The sequence below is a fragment of the Streptococcus parauberis NCFD 2020 genome, assembly GCF_000187935.1.
GTDB lineage: Bacteria > Bacillota > Bacilli > Lactobacillales > Streptococcaceae > Streptococcus > Streptococcus parauberis.
Window position 1 is genome coordinate 1,129,981 of sequence record NZ_AEUT02000001.1, and the last position, 17,908, is coordinate 1,147,888.

The window sequence follows — 17,908 nt, forward strand, 5'->3', positions numbered from 1 at the left end:
TCATCTGCACTGCAAATCACTTTATAAATATAAAATTGCTAAAACAATTGAACTTGCAACTAAGCCAACTGACCATAAGAAGGCATCAACCTTCCATTCAGACCAACGGTCAGATTTGCCAGTTAGTCCACCTAATTCCAAGTGATGGTGGAAAGGAGTCATCCTAAAGATACGACGACCTTCACCAAATTTTTTCTTTGTATATTTGAAATAAGAAACTTGCATCATTACTGATGTTGTTTCGAAAACATAGACAATACCAATAATAAGTAATGTCCATTCTTGGCGTAAAGCAATTGAGATTGCTGCTAATAAAGCACCAAGCGCCAAACTACCAACATCGCCCATAAACACTTTAGCAGGTTTATGATTGAATAGGAAGAAACCAAGTAATGCACCAGTCATAACACCAATTAATAATAGGACATCAAACTGATTTTGGAAAAAAGCAATAAAACCATAGGCAATGAGCGAAATAACAACTGAGATTGAAGCTAAACCATCAATACCATCTGTTAAATTGACTGCGTTAGAAAAACCAACAACCCAAAAGAGTACAAATAAAACGTAGAAGATCCCTAATGGTAAGTGATAACCAAAGATATTTATTGCATCAATGCCGTTTGGTAAGACATGAAGGAAATAGAAAATTAAGCCTCCAATAATCTGTAATGCAAACTTTTGTCGAGCCGTTAAACCTTCATTTTTTTGTTTAAATATTTTCAAGAAATCATCAAAGAAGCCGATAAATCCGTAGATAACAACTACTGATAGAATCCCTGAAATCAGTCCAAAACTATTGCTTTGGCGATAAAATAGTAAAGCAAAAACAAATGATATTAGGGTCGCAACAAGGAGAAAGACTGTCCCACCCATCGTTGGTGTCCCAGCTTTTGCTAAATGTTGTTTAACATCTTCATGCATTTGTTGGCCACCAATTTTTTTCAATTGATAGTACTTTATAAAAAATGGCATGACAAGAGCAGTCAATACTAAAGATATGATTGCTGCTATGATAGTTAAAAACATGTTAATCTCCTAGTGTTATTGTTATTTTTTTAATTTTATGAAGTGCTTTACCAACTTCAATATTTTGTTTAATTACAGTTCCAGAATTCGAACCCTTATATTTTACTTCAATTCCTGTCCATTTGGCAAATTTTTTGACGTTTGATTTTGTCCAACCATACATATCTGGTAAAGTTGTAAATTTGTCAGTCAAAACCAGGATTTGTTTATTTTCAGTTAATTTCGTTCCTTTTGACTTAGAAACCTTAACAATTTTCTTACCTGTTCCCAAAACAACTGGTTGAATTAAATTACGCCGTAATTCATCAGCTGTATTTCCAGGATTTTGACCTATGAAATCAGGCAGCTTATATTCAGAACCACTAGTGGCATCTGGAACTGGTTCAGTTAGAGTTTCTTGCATCAGATATGCTTCTTCTAGGACTGGATTAACCACATCTTGCCAAAACATCCCACTCCAGTGTTCTGGTTGTTGAATTGTTACATACATGACAAAATCAGGGTTATCAGATGGGACCATTGCAACAACTGAATAAACATAGTTGGTTAGACCGCCATCAAGATAACCACTTCCATTTTCTGCAGCAATTTGGGCCGTACCAGATTTAACAGCTACAGGTAAATCACCAACTTTAATAATAGGTCCAGTGGATTTTGAATAAAGTGTCCCAAATACAGGATCTGTTCCTACAGTGACCATATAATCTCTAGTTTCACTAGCAGCCCTTTTCGATACTGGTTTTCCGACCACTTCTTTTTGAGAAGTTCGGTAACTGCCATTATTTGGATCATATATCTTGCTAATAAATTTTGGCTCTAGCATAACACCATCATTAGCAATTGCCGAGAAGGCTCTTAACATTTGAATTTCTGTTACAGAAATCCCTTGTCCAAAAGCACTCATTGCCTGTGTAACAATGTTATCACCAGGGAAAATACCAGATTCTTCATCCCCTATACCAAAACGAGTTGGGAATCCAAATTTAAATTTCGAAAGGTAATCAAGCCAAGTCTTTCCACCCATTTTTTGTTCTAACTTTGTCATCCCAACGTTACTTGAAAAGGCAAAACCTTGGGCATAAGTCATATATTGACCAGTTGAAATTCCTTCATTGACATTCCAGTCTTGAATAGTGGCATCGGCAATAGTAAGACCATTTACACTACTATAGACATCATTTGGCTCAAAAACACCATCATCAATTGAAGAGGCTAAAGTCATAACTTTCATTGTTGAACCAGGTTCAAAATTATTCTGATACAAGGCACTTTTCCAATTATAGTCTTTATTATTTAACCCTTCCAAAGTATCCGCATTATAACTTGGTCTTTGAGAGGTGGCTAAAATTTCCCCTGTCTTTGCATTTACCAAGGTAGCACTTGATAAGACCCCTTTAGTTTCTTTTTGGAAGACATCCATTTGGGCTTCTAAGAAAGTTTGAATTGGTTCTGAAATAGTTGTATAAACATCTTTCCCGTCAACTGCTTTCTTTACTGTTTTTCCTGTTCCAAGCAAAGTATTCCCATTCTTATCTTTTTCATAAGTAATAGTTCCATCTCGACCTGACAGTATATCATTCATGGAAGATTCTAAACCAGTTTTACCAACTAAACTGTTACTACCATCTTTGTTTTCATTTAGCGAAGCTAGTCCAATTAATTCAGAAGCAAATGTCCCATTAGGATACATTCTACCCGGACTAGTTGTAAAGGCAACACCTTTTATCTTAGCTTTTTCCATCTCACGACGAATGGTAGTCATCTTACTATAAGAAATACCCGAACCAGTTGTTCCAAAAGAAACTTGGAATAGGCCTTTTTGTTTTAGTTGCTTGATAACATCAGTCTTCTTCATTTTCAATTGCTTGTTTAAAATTGAAGCAACAGTGTCAAATTGTGATGGTTGAACATATAACTTTTCACCAGTTGCTGAAACAAACGATTTGTCTAAAACAGCATAAATACTATATGTCGTTGAGTCAATAGCTATTGCTATCCCATTTCGGTCATAGATTGTTCCACGTTTAGCTTGAACTGTTACCGTTTCTTGATAAACACTCTTCGCCCCTTCAGAAAGGTTAACACCAAATTTTTTATCAGTTCCAATAATAATCACAAAGTTAATGATAAAGACAAAAAAGAGAAAGATACTTAATATCATCATGTTTTGTCCAACATGTTCTCTGTTTTTCACAGGTGTTTTCCGATCACGTACGGCGTAATCAATAAAACCTTTAATAAACTTATTCATCTACTATTTGACCTTCTTAATATTATCATTCTGGATACTCAAACCACCTTTACCAGCAATATCAATAATACGATCACGTCGTGATAATTCATTAACTTCTTGTCGTGCATTATTGAGTTCTGTTTTTTTATCATCGATTTTTCTATTTAAAGCGGTAATATCTTGTTGCAGTTGCAATTTTCGACTCTGTAAAAAAATAATACTTACTGACATGGTAATAGCTGTCAAAATCAATGCAGTATAAAAAGCTTTCTCAACTCGAGAGAAAGTTCTTATTCTCTTTTGTAAGGCAGAAGTAACTTCTTGACTTCTTTTTTCATTATTCATAGTTTATACCCGAATTTTTCTTGCGACACGCAATTTTGCCGAGTGGGCGCGGTTGTTTGCTTCTAATTCCTCAAGACTAGGCAGAATCGGTTTTCTTGAAACCAATTCAAATTTTGGTTGCAGATGTTCTGGAATAATTGGAATATTCTTTGGAACATCGACTGTACTTGCTTCTTTAAATAATTGTTTGGTTAATCGATCTTCAAGGGAATGGAAGGTAATGACAGAAATTCTTCCATCCAAAGCTAGGATATCCATTGCTTGTTGGATAGATTCTTCTGCAGCACCTAATTCATCATTAACCTCAATCCGGATTGCTTGAAAGATTTGTTTTGCAGGATGCCCTTTTTTCTTCAATTCCTTGGCTGGTTTAGCTGATTTGATAAGCTCCGCTAATTCAGCTGTCGTTTCAATCGGTTTAATTTCTCTGGCTTGTTCAATTTTTCTTGCGATCTGTTTAGAAAATTTATCCTCACCGTATCGGAAGAAAATACGCACCAAATCATTAAAGGCATAATGATTAACAACCTGATAAGCAGTCAATTCAGCTTCTGTGTCCATTCTCATATCAAGAGGTGCATCTTGACGGTATGAAAAACCACGTTCTCGTTCATCAAGTTGCGGACTAGAAACACCTAAATCATACAGAATACCATCGATTTCAGTAACACCTAAACTAGCTAATCTTGACTTAAGATTCCTAAAGTTATCTTTAATAAAAGTTACTTGTCCTTTATCAATAAAGGGTTTCAAAAAGACCTGTGCATTATCGATTGCTTTTTGATCTTGGTCAAAACAATACAAATGCCCATTTTCATTTAATTGAGATAATAAATATGCTGAGTGACCAGCACCACCTAGAGTAGCATCAACATAGATACCATCAGGCTTTACATTTAACATATCGACGGTCTCGTTAAGAAGAACTGTAATATGGTGGAATTCTTTTGTCATAACTTTAATTTTAACACATTTTAGTTATTAAGAAAACAAAAAGAAAAACTGTAAGCGCTAGACTATACAGTTCTATTTTTTATTCTCTGGTTTGACCATTGCCATTAATATAATACTTACTACTTGTCAGTGCCTCAAGACCCATGGGACCTCTGGCATGCATTTTTTGGGTAGATATTCCAATTTCAGCCCCTAAGCCAAATACAAAACCGTCAGTAAAGCGAGTCGATGCATTGACATAGACAACTGCAGCATCAACGAATTCTTGGAACTGCTCGGCTGATTCCAAATCCTTAGTAATAATTGACTCAGAATGATGACTACTGTAATGATTAATCCAGTCAATAGCTTCATCTAAAGATGAAACGATTTTAACTGACATAATATAATCTAGAAATTCACTAGCATAGTCTTCCTCTTTAGCCAGTTTAGCATTTTTAAATAAGGAGAGGGCTTTTTGATCGACACGAAACTCAACAGAATGGACCTTAACAATTTCTGTTTCTAATTGCGCGATAAATTTTTCAGCTATGGACTCATGAATGACTAATCCTTCAGCTGCATTACAAACACTAGGTCTTTGCGTCTTAGCATTTATAACAATTTCTGTCGCCATATCAAGATCCGCAGATTGATCGATATATATATGGACATTCCCAACCCCAGTTTCTATGACTGGAACTTTTGCCTTGTCCTTAACTGTCTGTATTAACCGTGCACCACCACGCGGAATTAACACATCGATATAGTTAGTTGCTTTCATTAATTCCTCTGCTAAAGCATGTGAAGGGTCTTCAAGTAATTGAATGGCATGTTCAGGAAGACCGGATGATTTTAGTGCTTTTTTAACCACACTAACTAAAGCCATATTAGAATTTAGAGCATCCCTGCCACCCCTTAAAATAATAGCATTGTTAGTTTTAAAAGCTAAACTGAAGGCATCAATAGTAACATTTGGACGACTCTCAAAAATCATAGCAATAACGCCAAGTGGAACACGTTTTTGAACAATCTTCAGACCATCAGCATTTGTATAACCTTTAATCACTTGCCCAATGGGATCAGTTAGATCAGCAACTTGTTGTAGCCCTTGACACATGGCCAAAAGTCGGTCTTCTGTGAGTAAAAGTCGGTCGAGCATTATTTCGGAAATGCCATGCTCTTTCGCTTTTTCCATATCCATTTTATTTGCTTCAAGTATTGATGTGCTTTCAGCTTCTATCGAAGTTGCTAGTTCAAGTAAAAAATGATTCTTTGTTTGACTTGAAACTCTTAATAGTTGTTTACTTGCTTCTTTAGCTTGTTTGCCAAGTGTTTCAATAAGTGTCATACATTACTCCTAACTTTTAATAAACCAAGTTCCAATCAATTGACCTTCTAAGACATTTAATATGTCTCTAGGATTTGCACCATTCATTAGTACCATTTGACCATTATTTTCGAAAATAATTTGAGCTGATTGAATTTTGCTCAACATACCCCCAGTTCCGAACTTGCTACCAGCCCCACCAGCTTGAGAAATAATTTCTTCTGTAATCTCATTAACTTGACTTCGAAGAATGGCATCATCGAAAATAGTAGGATTTTTATCAAACAAGCCATCAATATCCGACAACATGATTAGTAAATCAGCATTTGTAATTTTTGCAACAATTGCTGATAGTCGATCATTATCACCAAATTTTGTGGCATGGTCCATTTCATCCACACTAACAGCATCATTCTCGTTGACAATTGGTACAATTCCCATTGATATTAATGATTCAAAAGCATTAGTTACATTTAATAAACTTTCCGGAAAGACTACCACATCTTGCGTTAATAATATTTGCGAGACGTTAGTTTGATAGTGTGAAAAAATTTGAGAATATAAACTCATCATCGCCACTTGTCCAACACTTGATACTGCCTGTTGTTGTGCTAAATCGCTAGGACGCTTGTCCATCTTTAAGATATCGAGTCCAAAACCCATTGCTCCGGATGAGACTAAGATAACTTCTTTTCCTTTATTAACCAAACTTGAAATAACAAAGGCTAATTGATCAATTTTTTCTAAATTTATTTTTCCACTACTTTGGACTAGGGAACTTGTCCCGATTTTAATAACAATCCGTTTTACAGATTCAAAATTTCGTTTCTTCATAATTTGATTATAACAAAAAATCAGTCTTTGAGACTGATTTTCTGATTATATTCTCTTATTCTTTAATAGTATATAACTTATCCCAAAATTTCACCTTGATAATAAATTGACTAATACTCAAGATACTGACAGAAATGATAAAGAAAGTCAAATTGATTATCAAAGCTTGTTTTAAATAGAAAGATAGGAAAATCATTAAACCAATTAATGCACTACCAAAAATCATTGCACCCATCATTATTCCCATCATTAACCATTGACTGTTACCTCTGGTGAATAGTTGAGAGATGTCTTGCCAGTGTAAATTCAGATTATCGTAGTCTCTCTTAAACATGAACTGACCTTGAATCCAAGCTTGAATCATATAGCCAAGAGCAAACATTAGAGTAATAAAAATATTCAATTTTAGAACAAATAAGCTTAATATCAAATAGAAAAGAATCGGTACACTTACTTGTGCCAAATATAAGACAGTGAATTTTTGCAGTATAAAATTTTTCATATTAAATGGCAAAGCCTTGATGAAAGTAAAGTTTTCCTTTTCTAATGAAATTCCTACTCCTAAAAAGGTGGCTGGTCCTGTACCCATAACGGCTAGCATAAGACCAGCAATAAAAGCAAGACCAAAATAAGAAGGACTTAAGAAATGGCTGAGATTTGTACCACTACGTAATAAGGGTACGGCCAATGAAACAATAAATATAAAGGGCATAATGTAAGTTTGTGTAATCAGAACTGCATTTTGTATAGAGCCAAGATGATGCCTAATCATCACTTGTTTCAAACTTTCACCTGAATAATTTCTTTTTACAACTTTCTTCTTAGTAGAATCATTTACTTTAGGCGCACTATACAAGGCTTCTTGGAAATAACGTGGCATAATATTTTTCACAATTCCAATAGTCATTATGACGAAAATTAGAAGGGGAAGCCAAAAATTAAGTAAAGCTTGGCTAGAAAATGGTGATGAAATCACATGATAATAGCCTGAGAAAAATGGAATCTGACTTCTATCTAACAACTTATTCTGATTTATTCTATTATTATTTGTGATATTCAAAAAAATAATCAAGCCAATTGATCCTACAGCAGACAATGACATTAGGATAGTCGAAATTAATTTCCGCTTTGAAGATCTAAGGATAATTTTACCAACCCAAGAATTAATGTAGAGAGATAAGACTATTGAACTAATTAGCATAATCAGAAAAACAATCAGTGCTATTGGAATAGCCAAAGCATTTCCTAAAATTTGCCAATAAGCAATTATAAAGAGGGATAAGAGAGGCATTAAAAACATAGAGCCCATCCCGAGTGAAGAAATAGTCTTTGCCATATATATTTCTGATGATTTGATAGGCATGTGCACATACAGTTTCAAATCATTACTCTCATAAAAAATCGTATAGAGAGCTGTAAAGGAGGTAATGGTTGCCATAATGAAAAAGAGGGCAATATAGAAAGAAAAGTATCCAGGATACTTATTAAAATCTATCCCCAGAAACATGAAAATATAAACAAATAAAAACATTAGAACCATCATTGCTTGTTGCTTTAGTGTTTCTTTATAAGCCACATAATGGCGTTGTGGATTTTTTTCTTGTTTCTTTTTAATGGCAGCTATTGTTTGCGGACTGGAATAAAGTATATTGATTTTAACTAACTCCCAGATTGTAGACCAATTCATAATCAGTCCTCCCCTTTAGCATGACGTCCTGCTAACTCAAGATAAATTGTCTCTAAGTCCTTATCCGGATAGTTTTCTTTTAGTTGATCCATAGTACCTAGGAAAATCATTCTCCCCTGTTTCAAGATAGCTATTCGATCACAAAGTTGCTCTGCCACAGATAAAACATGAGTTGAAAACAGGACTATATTGCCAGAATCAGCATGTTCCCTCATCATCGCCTTTAAATCAAAAGCAGCCTGCGGATCAAGACCAGTCAATGGTTCATCTAAAACCCAAATTGCTGGATTCGAAATTAGTGCTCCGATAACAATTGTCTTTTGACGCATCCCATGAGAAAAACTATCTATTGTGTTATTAAGTTCCTTTTGCATATCAAATAATTGACTTAATTGGTCAATTCGCATCTCAGTATTCTGTGGGGTAACGCCATAAATTTTAGCTAAGAAATGCCAATATTCACTTGCAGTTAAATTTAAGAAAACATCCGGTGAATCAGGAACATAGCCAATCTGTTTTTTAATAACATCACGATTTTCATTTAGCACTTGTCCATTAACTAAAACTTCACCATAAGATGCTTCAATAATAGAAGTTAGAATACTTAAAGTTGTTGTCTTACCAGCTCCATTATGGCCAATTAAACCAAATATTTCGCCATTATTAATGGTTAAGTTCAAATCACTTAATGCTTCCTTCTGATCATAAATCTTGGATACATGTTTAAATTCAATCATCTTTACTTTTCACTCTCTATATCTTTCTTTTCAATTAAAGATTGTTAATCACTAAACCTACTTAATAGTTTTTTCAATGCTACAAAGGAATCTGGTAATTGCAAATCATTCAAAGCTAAATAATGGTCAACTTGATAATTTAATTGTTGAGCAACTAAAATGGGATTTTTATTTTTAATCAACTCATTAGAGGCTGCAAGTAAGTAACTTGAAAGTTGAGAATTATTTCTAGTATCTGGGTTATTAAATGCTAAAGTAATTTGTTTGTAGATATCCTGTCTTGCTTTTTCCATAACATCTCCATTTTTGTATCTTTAACTTAATACAACTCTATAAATTCATCATATGCTTTTTTCTATCTTTTGTCAATAATTCTTAATAGTTGGAAGCAACCAAAAAAGACTGGTTTTCCAGCCTTTTTATTTATTAATTGCTTGATTATAGAGATTTATACAAGTTAAGAGCATTATCAACAGTGAATCCATATTCTTCAAAGATACGATCTCCTGGTGCTGATGCGCCCCAAGTATCAATTGTTAATAATGTACCTTGTAATCCAACATACTTAGCCCAACCAAAGCTTGATGCAGCTTCAATAGCTAAACGCTTTGTGATATTTGAAGGAAGTACTTCTTCTTTATATTCGGCAGATTGCTCGTCAAAGATATTTTGTGATGGCATTGAGACAACACGAACATAAATATCTTCTTTAGCTAATGCTTCTTGAGTATCAAGAGCTAACTTCACTTCAGAACCAGTCGCAATAATGATACCATCAATTTCGTCTTTAGCTTCTGATAAGATATAAGCACCTTTGTTTAATCCTTCTTCTGCTAATTCTTTTGTCCCTTCCAAAACTGGTAAGTTTTGACGAGTAAGTACTAACATAGTTGGTTTTTCAGTTTCTGCTAAAGCACGTTTCCATGCGGCATTTGTTTCGTTACCATCTGCAGGACGGATAACGTTCAAGTTTGGCATAGAACGCACACTTGCCAATTGTTCGATTGGTTCATGTGTAGGTCCGTCTTCACCAACTGCAATTGAGTCATGCGTCATGACATACATCGTTGGTAAGCTTTGGAGTGCTGCCATACGGACTGCTGGTAAGAGATAGTTTGAGAAGACAAAGAATGTTCCACCGTAAACACGTGTTCCACCATGAAGGGCAATTCCGTTCATGGCTGCTGCCATTGCAAATTCACGAACACCAAACCAAATGTTGCGACCTTCGTAATGACCTGGTTGGAAGTCTTTTTCAACTTTAACCATTGTGTTGTTTGACGCTGAAAGGTCTGCAGAGCCGCCCCAGAATGATGCGACTTGTTCAGAAATTTGTTGGATTGCTTCTTGACTTGAAACACGACTTGCTTTTGATGAACCAAGTTCATGCGCAGCTAATTCTACAGAAATAGCTTCATTTGAGAATGCTTCTTTGTAAGCTTTAGCAAGTTCTGGATATTCAGCTTCATATTTAGTGAATAGTTCATTCCAAGCATTCTCAGCTTTTTCACCACGGATTTGTAAGCCTTCCGCAAAACGTGCTTTAACTTCTTCTGGTACAAAGAAGTCTTCGTAAGTCCATTTATAAGCATTTTTAGTAAATTTAATGCCTTCTGCGCCAAGTGGTGCACCATGGACTGCAGATGTGCCTTGTTTTTCTGCCCCAAAACCAATGATTGTTTTAACTTCAATGATTGTTGGTTTTTCTGTTTCCGCTTTTGCTTCTGTGATGGCTTGCTCGATAGCTTCTAAATCATTACCATCTTTGACAAGGATATGTTGCCATCCGTATGCTTCAAAACGGCCTTTGACATCTTCAGTAAAGGCTTTTGATGTTGGTCCATCTAGTGAAATGTCATTTGAATCATATAACATAACCAATTTACCAAGTTTCAAATGTCCAGCAAGACTTGCTGCTTCTTGGCTGACACCTTCCATAAGGTCACCATCACCATTTAAGGCAAAAGTATAATGATCAACAATATCAAATCCTGGTTTGTTATATTTTGCCGCTAGATGTGCTTCAGCCATTGCCATACCAACTGCGTTAGCAATCCCTTGTCCTAGAGGACCAGTTGTTGCTTCCACGCCATCTGTGTGGTTTACCTCAGGGTGACCTGGTGTTTTAGAGCCCCATTGGCGGAAGCTTTTTAAATCATCAATAGTTAGATTGTAGCCTGCAAGATGCAATAAGCTGTATAGCATTGCTGATCCATGACCAGCAGATAGAATAAAGCGGTCTCTGTTTGTCCAGTTACGACTTGTTTTTGGGTTTACGTTCATAAAATTGTTCCAAAGAACATAGGCCATTGGTGCTGCACCCATTGGTAATCCGGGGTGGCCTGAGTTTGCTTTTTGAATCGCATCCATTGAAAGTGTGCGGACAGTATTTACTGCCAACTGGTCAACTGCATCGAATGTCATAATCTTAAAAAACCTTTCTGTTTTGCATCAAATAGTTTAATTTCCCTCAACTATTGTATCATATTTCATTTAAGTTTTCGTCATAAATCAGGATTGTGTCCGATATTATTTAGAAATTTAGTAATTTCTTGGTAATAACTTGAAACCTAGCCAATCTGTGACTGCTAGGTTTCTAAGAATTATTTTTTGAAGGATTCCCAGTCTTTCATAAATTGAGCAATACCATTTGTTGTCAAAGGATGTTTGGTCATCTTTTCAAAAATGTTTTCTGGTATAGTGGCAATATGTGCACCTAACTTAGCTACTGACTCAACATGTGCGGCATTTCGAATACTTGCGGCAATAATTTCTGTATCGAAACCATATAGATCAATAATTTCTCTTAATTCTTCAATCAATTGATATGGGTCTGAGCCAATATCTTCCAAGCGACCAACAAATGGGCTAATATAGGTCGCACCTGCTTTCATAGCCATTAAACCTTGTGAGACAGTGAAGACTAAAGTAACATTAGTTTTGATTCCTTCTTTAGAAAGAATATTAGTTGCTTTCAAACCTTCTGTTGTCATTGGTATTTTGACAACGACATTTTTATGCCATTTTGCAAGAACACGAGCTTCTTCAACCATTTCCTTTGCTTTTAAACCAGTGACTTCAGCTGAAATTGGGCCATCGACAATCTCACAGATTTCTTTAATAACTGTTTCAAAATCTCTTCCTTCTTTTGAGATGATGGTTGGATTAGTTGTTACACCATCTACAAGACCAAGTTCATTAATAGCTTTGATTGCTTCAACATTTGCTGTATCTAAGAAAAATTTCATCATTTCCTCCAATTTTTGATTATGTACTTTTTCTATTTTTATTATATAACTGTTATCTAATACAGTAAAAGTCCAAGTCTTACACCATTCTGTGTTCAACTTTAGACTTTTTTGTTAAAGATAACTTTCCAGTTCATTTTTTTCTTTTAATTTACTTGCTAAAAATTCCTCCATCTCTTTTAATTCGTGACGTGAAGTATATGACTTCAGGTGAAAATAGGAAGATAATCTACTTGTTTTATGATTCCCATAAGAAATAATACAATCATAGGTGTCCTGCCCATGAACTGAATAAAATTGATAATTAAGATTATTGTCTAAGAACTTTTTTAGTGTCAATTTAATAAGCTCAATTTTAACAGGATTTTTTCCAATATCAAGGCCAATTTTTAATGGTTTTTGATGTTTTTCAATTGAAAAAATTAACAATTCAACTAATTCGAATTCCAATTCATTTAATGTTTCAGTATGTAAGCGAGCGTTATAATCAACCAGACCAAAAAGGTGGGGCATGACTAGATCGATTTTCATTCGATCTTCTTGTGAAAGCAATTGTTTTAAAGACTCACTATTTTTTGAATTCGAAACAATTGTCCCCTTTAAAAAATGAAGGTGAGAAAAAAAATGACTTAAGCCATAGATGACTTCTTCTTTTGTTTTTTCACCAATAATTTTGGCTTTCCTTAGTATCCAAAGAGCTTCTGAAATTTTATCTGAAATTGGTCCCCCAAATCCCAAAATGTACTCCATCGAGGGAATTGGTAGGACGGTATGAGTGTGTAAAAATATGATTAAACATTGTGATTCAAAACGATCGAATTCAATTGCAAATCGACTCAGATAACGAATCATTAATCTTTCTAATCGTAAATAAAATACATTTTCTTGAAAATAATTAGCTAAATCAGTTTTTGCAATCCGTTTCTCTTTTTCAAAAAAGAATCGATGACGGGATATGGCTAACCATAAGGTCAAATCTTCTACCTGGGTAGTATCCAGAGGATGACCAGTCAATTTTTCTGCTAGATTCTTCAAATGACTATGATTAATAACATGCATGAAACTTTTTTTCTCAGACTGGCTCAGGCTTATGCTCAGCAATTTATAGAAAAAATAACGCCATTGCAATTCACTATCTTGTTGTTTGCCTTGTGTAATTGAAATATCAAACTCTACCAATAAGGTATTAATCAATGCTAGTTGTCTATTAAAAGTTGCTTCACTAATCATTAGTTCCTGCGAGAGTTTTGTAACCTGAAACGTTTCATGACAACAAAAATATCGCAACATCTGATAGGGAATTGAATCTTCTAACAAGATTGAAATAAGGTCCGACCATGTAAAATGATAGTCTTCTTTTAATTTGATGCAATCATCAGTCAGTAATAAACGACAATTAATAGCTTTATTTTCAAAGAGATCATTGATATGCTCAATATACTTCAGAAGTGTCACTCTGGAAAGATTCATTGCGACTAAGCTATCTTTCAGCTGAACAGCTTCTTCTGAATCATATAACAATTTTAGCAGCTGATACTGAGCATTCCTTTCTTTGTTCATTAACTGTTCAATTTTCATTTTAGGCTCCTTTTTTCAAAAAGAGCCAACATTGCTTGATGTAATGTATAAGCTAATGTCGTTTTACCACTTGAATAGATAAAATCCTGAAAAGCTAATTCCACGTCCTTTAATTTGTGCTGTAGAGCTTGGGAAAGTTGATTTGTTAAAAGAAAATGATTTTCTCTTGAAATAATCTGCGCCCCCATAAGGATACCTGACTCTTTTTGTGCTATTAATTTTATCCAAATAGTAGAATTATCTTGATTTTTTATTTCTGTTTTATAAATAAGACTAACTAGATCATGGTATAAACTGCCTTCTTCTTCTGTTAAACCAACACTTGAAACATAATAACCAAAGTAATAGGAGCCCATAACTTTAGTAATCTCAATTTTGGGAATCCTTATACCTGCTAAATGATAAGCTAATTTTTCACCTGTTTTGATTGCTTCGTTAATTAAAGGATTGTAATAAGGCCCATTGATTGTTGTTAAATTTAATGCAATTAAATCACCTATTGCATAAATATCCTTGATTGGGGTTTGAAACTGGTCATTTACTTTTACAGTTCTATCAAAGTGACATAACTGATGTTCTTCCAATAACTCACTATTAGGTCTAAAATTAACGGCCAATATTACCATATCAGATGTAAATTCTTGATAAGTATCCGTAATGACAGTTAAAGAATCATCCCTTTTTTGAATTTCATTGACTCTCGCATTCGTTTTAATCTTAACTGAACTTTTTTTTATATTTTCAAGTATGGGTACCATCATCTCTTTATCAAACTGACTAAAATTAATATCATCAGTTGCTTCAAGGATTGTAACATCTTTACCAGCTAAATCTAAACTATAAGCTAATTCCAAGCCAATTATTCCAGCACCAATAATTGTTATACTTTGCTTTTGTTCAATCAATTCTAAACATTGCTTGGAGTCAGTAAATGACTTGGTCGTCATTACGCCTTCTATGTGGCTTCCTTTTATATAATTAGATTTGGCAGTTGCTCCCATTGCACAAACTAAAGTTTGGTAAGTTTCCATCTTTTCTTGGCCATCAGGAGTGCGTAATTGGAGATATTTGTTATCTGTATGGATACGGATAACTTCTGCAGTGATTCTAACTATATTGGGCAAAGTTGTTGAACCATCATCCCATGTAGATTCTGACAGATGTTTTATTTTTTGTTGCAATAGCTCATTCAAGCCATTTGGGATGTACTCTGATTGCTCTTCCTTATCAATGATAACAATAAGATAATTTGGCAATAATGTTGCTAGCTTCCTTGCACATGCCATACCGGCAAATGAAGCACCAATGATATGTATTTTTTTCATATATTTATTATATAATTATTTTTCAAAAAGCACTAAAAGCTCAACCAAAGATTGAGCTTAATAGCTTAGTGATTAACTAATCGCTTGAAAGAGTAATACAGCCAAGACTGCTCCGATAACTGGGCCAACAATTGGAACCCAAGAATATGACCAGTCGGAATTTCCTTTATTTTTTATAGGTAAAATAGCATGTACAAGTCGTGGTCCTAAGTCCCTGGCTGGATTAATCGCATAACCTGTCGTTCCACCAAGTGAAACACCAATCCCAACGATTAAAATACCAACACTTAATGTTCCTAATCCTGGAGGCATTTTATATGTACCAATTGATAATATTCCTAACATTAAAACAAATGTTCCAAAAATTTCACTCAATAGATTAGATGTTGTATCTCTTAAAGCGGGTCCTGTTGCAAATGTTCCCAGAATGTCAGCGGCTTCTTCTGTAATCTCATAATGAGGCTTGAATTGTAAATAAACGAATAATTGACCAACAATTGCACCTAAAATTTGAGCAAGTGTATAAACCATCGCTGTTCCCCATGTAATAGTATGATTGAGTGCAAAACCAATACTTACTGCTGGGTTCAAGTGTGCTGGTGCTATTCTTCCTGAAATGAATGCAGCTACTGCAACTGCAATACCCCAGCCAATCGTAATAACAATCCATCCTGAATTATTATTTTTTGTTTTAGGTAAAACAACACCTGCAACAACACCATTACCTAACAAAATAAGCAATGCCGTTCCTAAAAACTCTCCAAATACATCCATTAAATCAATCTCCTATTTTCCTTTTAGTCCTGACAAGTCATTTGCTGACAATGTCTCACGAAATTCTTTTTCTTGCTCTTCTCTTTCTTGTTCAGTCCATTGGTAATGCTTTGCCATTTCATTAATGACTGGCGAAATAACTGCTTCAAGTTTATCACGCATAAATAGAATGTAATTTGTTCTTCTTAGGAAATAATCAGTTGGCGATAAGGCCATTTCGTAATCCATTGCATAGTGGAGTGAAATTGTTTCAGCTAATGATAACCCTTCCGCAGCTTTAATTTTACGTGTTAAAGCGTATACTTTAGGGGCATTTGAGCCGTAAAGATTTGCGATATAACGTGCTTCTTCCATAGTCAAACCGCTTAGAGTTCCTAATTGAGCATACGCTTCTATCTCAGAATCAACATTTGCAGGATTAATCTCACCACCAGAAACAGGATAAGTGGTAGAATTAATTAGTTTAAACTGACGATTATGTTCAGTTTTGAGCACATCTATTATTGTTTTTAGAGCTCCTTCTGCCATTTTACGATAATCAGTTATTTTACCACCGGCTAACGTAAATAGACCATTATCATCACGTTCAAAGCTTGAGCCCCTTGATACAGCTGAAGGATCTAATTCTTTTTCTGATGAGCTCGTTTCAACTGAATGAATGGCTTTTTCGACAGCTTCACGATTTGTTTTGTGCTCAACATACTCTTGAACTTTCTCAATAAGGTTATCAAAGCTATCATCAGTTAGTTTGCCACTATTACCACCATTATAATCAGACGCACTATTACCAGATAATAATGGTCTTAAACCAGCCCATGAGCTTTCGATATCGTCAAGTGAAAGCTGAGCTTCAGGGAATCTTCTGTTGACAATTTCAAGCAAGTAGTCAACATCTTCTTGAGTAACAGTTGGATTTTCTAAATCACCTGTATAGTCAGTATCCGTAGTTCCAAAATAGGTTTTTTCTTCTCTTGGAAGAACAAAGACCATACGTCCGTCATTAAGTCCAGTATCAATATAGACAGGTTGTGATACATCTAATTTTTGACGGTCTACAACTAAATGTACTCCTTTTGTAGGACGCATTTGTTGAATTGGATCTTCAGTTCTTGAAAAGTTTCTTACTGTATCACTCCAAGGACCAGTTGTATTTATCACAACTTTCGCATTAATCTGAATTTCTTCTCCAGAAAGTAAGTCCCGAGCAATAATACCAGTAATTTTACCATTATCATTACTAATGAAATCTTCTGCTTTAACATGGCTAGCAATTAAAGCGCCATCACGATTTGCACGTTTAATATTTTCAATGACAAGTCGAGAGTCATTGTTTCTAAAATCAAGGTAAACACCACCACCCAAAAGATTTTCTGATTGTAAATCAGGTTGGCGTTTCAATACTTCCTCTTTAGACAAGACCTTGTTCGCTTGTGGAGTATTGGTCACACCAGCTAACAAATCATATAGGTCCATAGCCACTTTAAGTCGAAACATACTAAATGTACTACCAGGTTCATCATAGACTGGCAATAACATTGGATCTGGTTTAGGAATATGAGGAGCAATCTGTTGAACAACGGCACGTTCTGATACCGTATCAGACACGACTTCAACATCAAATTGCTTGAGGTATCGTAAACCACCATGAACTAATTTAGTAGATCGACTTGAAGTTCCCTCAGCAAAATCTTGCATTTCAATGAGTCCAGTGTCTAAACCGCTTGCTGCAGCTTGTAAAGCCACACCTGCTCCTGTAATCCCCCCTCCAATGATTAGTAAATCTAAGGAGCGTTCTTGCATCTTTTGAAGTGCTAATTGTCTTGTTTCTCGCGAAAATTCCATTCTTTCCTCCTAA

At 34.9% G+C, this 17,908-nt stretch carries 15 protein-coding genes; all 15 read right to left on the reverse strand.

Features of this window, described 5'->3' with window-relative positions:
- Positions 1–21 precede the first annotated feature (21 nt).
- The gene (mraY, locus tag SPB_RS05650; protein WP_003105029.1) at positions 22–1,029 is read right to left on the reverse strand and encodes a phospho-N-acetylmuramoyl-pentapeptide-transferase; all 1,008 of its coding nucleotides are present in this window, start codon (positions 1,027–1,029) and stop codon (positions 22–24) included.
- A 1-nt stretch (position 1,030) separates the two neighbouring features.
- Entirely contained in the window at positions 1,031–3,280 is a 2,250-nt protein-coding gene (gene pbp2x, locus SPB_RS05655) for a penicillin-binding protein PBP2X (protein WP_003103609.1), read from the reverse strand.
- A 3-nt stretch (positions 3,281–3,283) separates the two neighbouring features.
- The gene (gene ftsL, locus SPB_RS05660; protein WP_003104409.1) at positions 3,284–3,607 is read right to left on the reverse strand and encodes a cell division protein FtsL; all 324 of its coding nucleotides are present in this window, start codon (positions 3,605–3,607) and stop codon (positions 3,284–3,286) included.
- 3 nt (positions 3,608–3,610) lie between these two features.
- On the reverse strand, positions 3,611–4,561 hold the full coding sequence (gene rsmH, locus SPB_RS05665) for a 16S rRNA (cytosine(1402)-N(4))-methyltransferase RsmH (protein WP_003105805.1): 951 nt from the start codon (positions 4,559–4,561) through the stop codon (positions 3,611–3,613).
- Between the two features lie 79 nt (positions 4,562–4,640).
- A complete protein-coding gene (locus SPB_RS05670; RefSeq protein WP_003102763.1) occupies positions 4,641–5,891 on the reverse strand; it encodes a glutamate-5-semialdehyde dehydrogenase in 1,251 nt (416 codons plus the stop codon).
- A gap of 9 nt (positions 5,892–5,900) precedes the next feature.
- Positions 5,901–6,704 carry a glutamate 5-kinase gene (gene proB, locus SPB_RS05675; RefSeq protein ID WP_003103129.1) on the reverse strand — a complete coding sequence of 268 codons (804 nt, stop codon included), beginning with the start codon at positions 6,702–6,704 and terminating at the stop codon, positions 5,901–5,903.
- A 55-nt stretch (positions 6,705–6,759) separates the two neighbouring features.
- Positions 6,760–8,391, reverse strand: a complete 1,632-nt coding sequence (locus tag SPB_RS05680; RefSeq protein WP_003103892.1) for a hypothetical protein — start codon at positions 8,389–8,391, stop codon at positions 6,760–6,762.
- 2 nt (positions 8,392–8,393) lie between these two features.
- Complete coding sequence (locus SPB_RS05685) at positions 8,394–9,128, reverse strand: ABC transporter ATP-binding protein (RefSeq protein WP_003106114.1); 735 nt, start codon at positions 9,126–9,128, stop codon at positions 8,394–8,396.
- Between the two features lie 44 nt (positions 9,129–9,172).
- The gene (locus SPB_RS05690) at positions 9,173–9,421 is read right to left on the reverse strand and encodes a bacteriocin immunity protein (protein ID WP_003105120.1); all 249 of its coding nucleotides are present in this window, start codon (positions 9,419–9,421) and stop codon (positions 9,173–9,175) included.
- Between the two features lie 145 nt (positions 9,422–9,566).
- Positions 9,567–11,552 (reverse strand): transketolase, encoded by a 1,986-nt coding sequence (gene tkt / locus SPB_RS05695; RefSeq protein ID WP_003105059.1) that lies wholly within the window; start codon positions 11,550–11,552, stop codon positions 9,567–9,569.
- A 179-nt stretch (positions 11,553–11,731) separates the two neighbouring features.
- The gene (gene fsa, locus SPB_RS05700) at positions 11,732–12,376 is read right to left on the reverse strand and encodes a fructose-6-phosphate aldolase (RefSeq protein ID WP_003103969.1); all 645 of its coding nucleotides are present in this window, start codon (positions 12,374–12,376) and stop codon (positions 11,732–11,734) included.
- A 114-nt stretch (positions 12,377–12,490) separates the two neighbouring features.
- A complete protein-coding gene (locus SPB_RS05705; protein ID WP_003103127.1) occupies positions 12,491–13,954 on the reverse strand; it encodes an AcpB/EbpR/MafR family transcriptional regulator in 1,464 nt (487 codons plus the stop codon).
- Positions 13,951–15,279 (reverse strand): FAD-dependent oxidoreductase, encoded by a 1,329-nt coding sequence (locus SPB_RS05710; RefSeq protein WP_003104697.1) that lies wholly within the window; start codon positions 15,277–15,279, stop codon positions 13,951–13,953. The genes SPB_RS05705 and SPB_RS05710 overlap by 4 nt, the downstream gene beginning before the upstream one ends.
- Before the next feature lie 72 nt (positions 15,280–15,351).
- Positions 15,352–16,053 (reverse strand): MIP/aquaporin family protein, encoded by a 702-nt coding sequence (locus SPB_RS05715; RefSeq protein WP_003102570.1) that lies wholly within the window; start codon positions 16,051–16,053, stop codon positions 15,352–15,354.
- Positions 16,054–16,065: 12 nt separating this feature from the next.
- Positions 16,066–17,895 (reverse strand): type 1 glycerol-3-phosphate oxidase, encoded by a 1,830-nt coding sequence (gene glpO / locus SPB_RS05720; RefSeq protein ID WP_003105406.1) that lies wholly within the window; start codon positions 17,893–17,895, stop codon positions 16,066–16,068.
- Positions 17,896–17,908 lie beyond the last annotated feature (13 nt).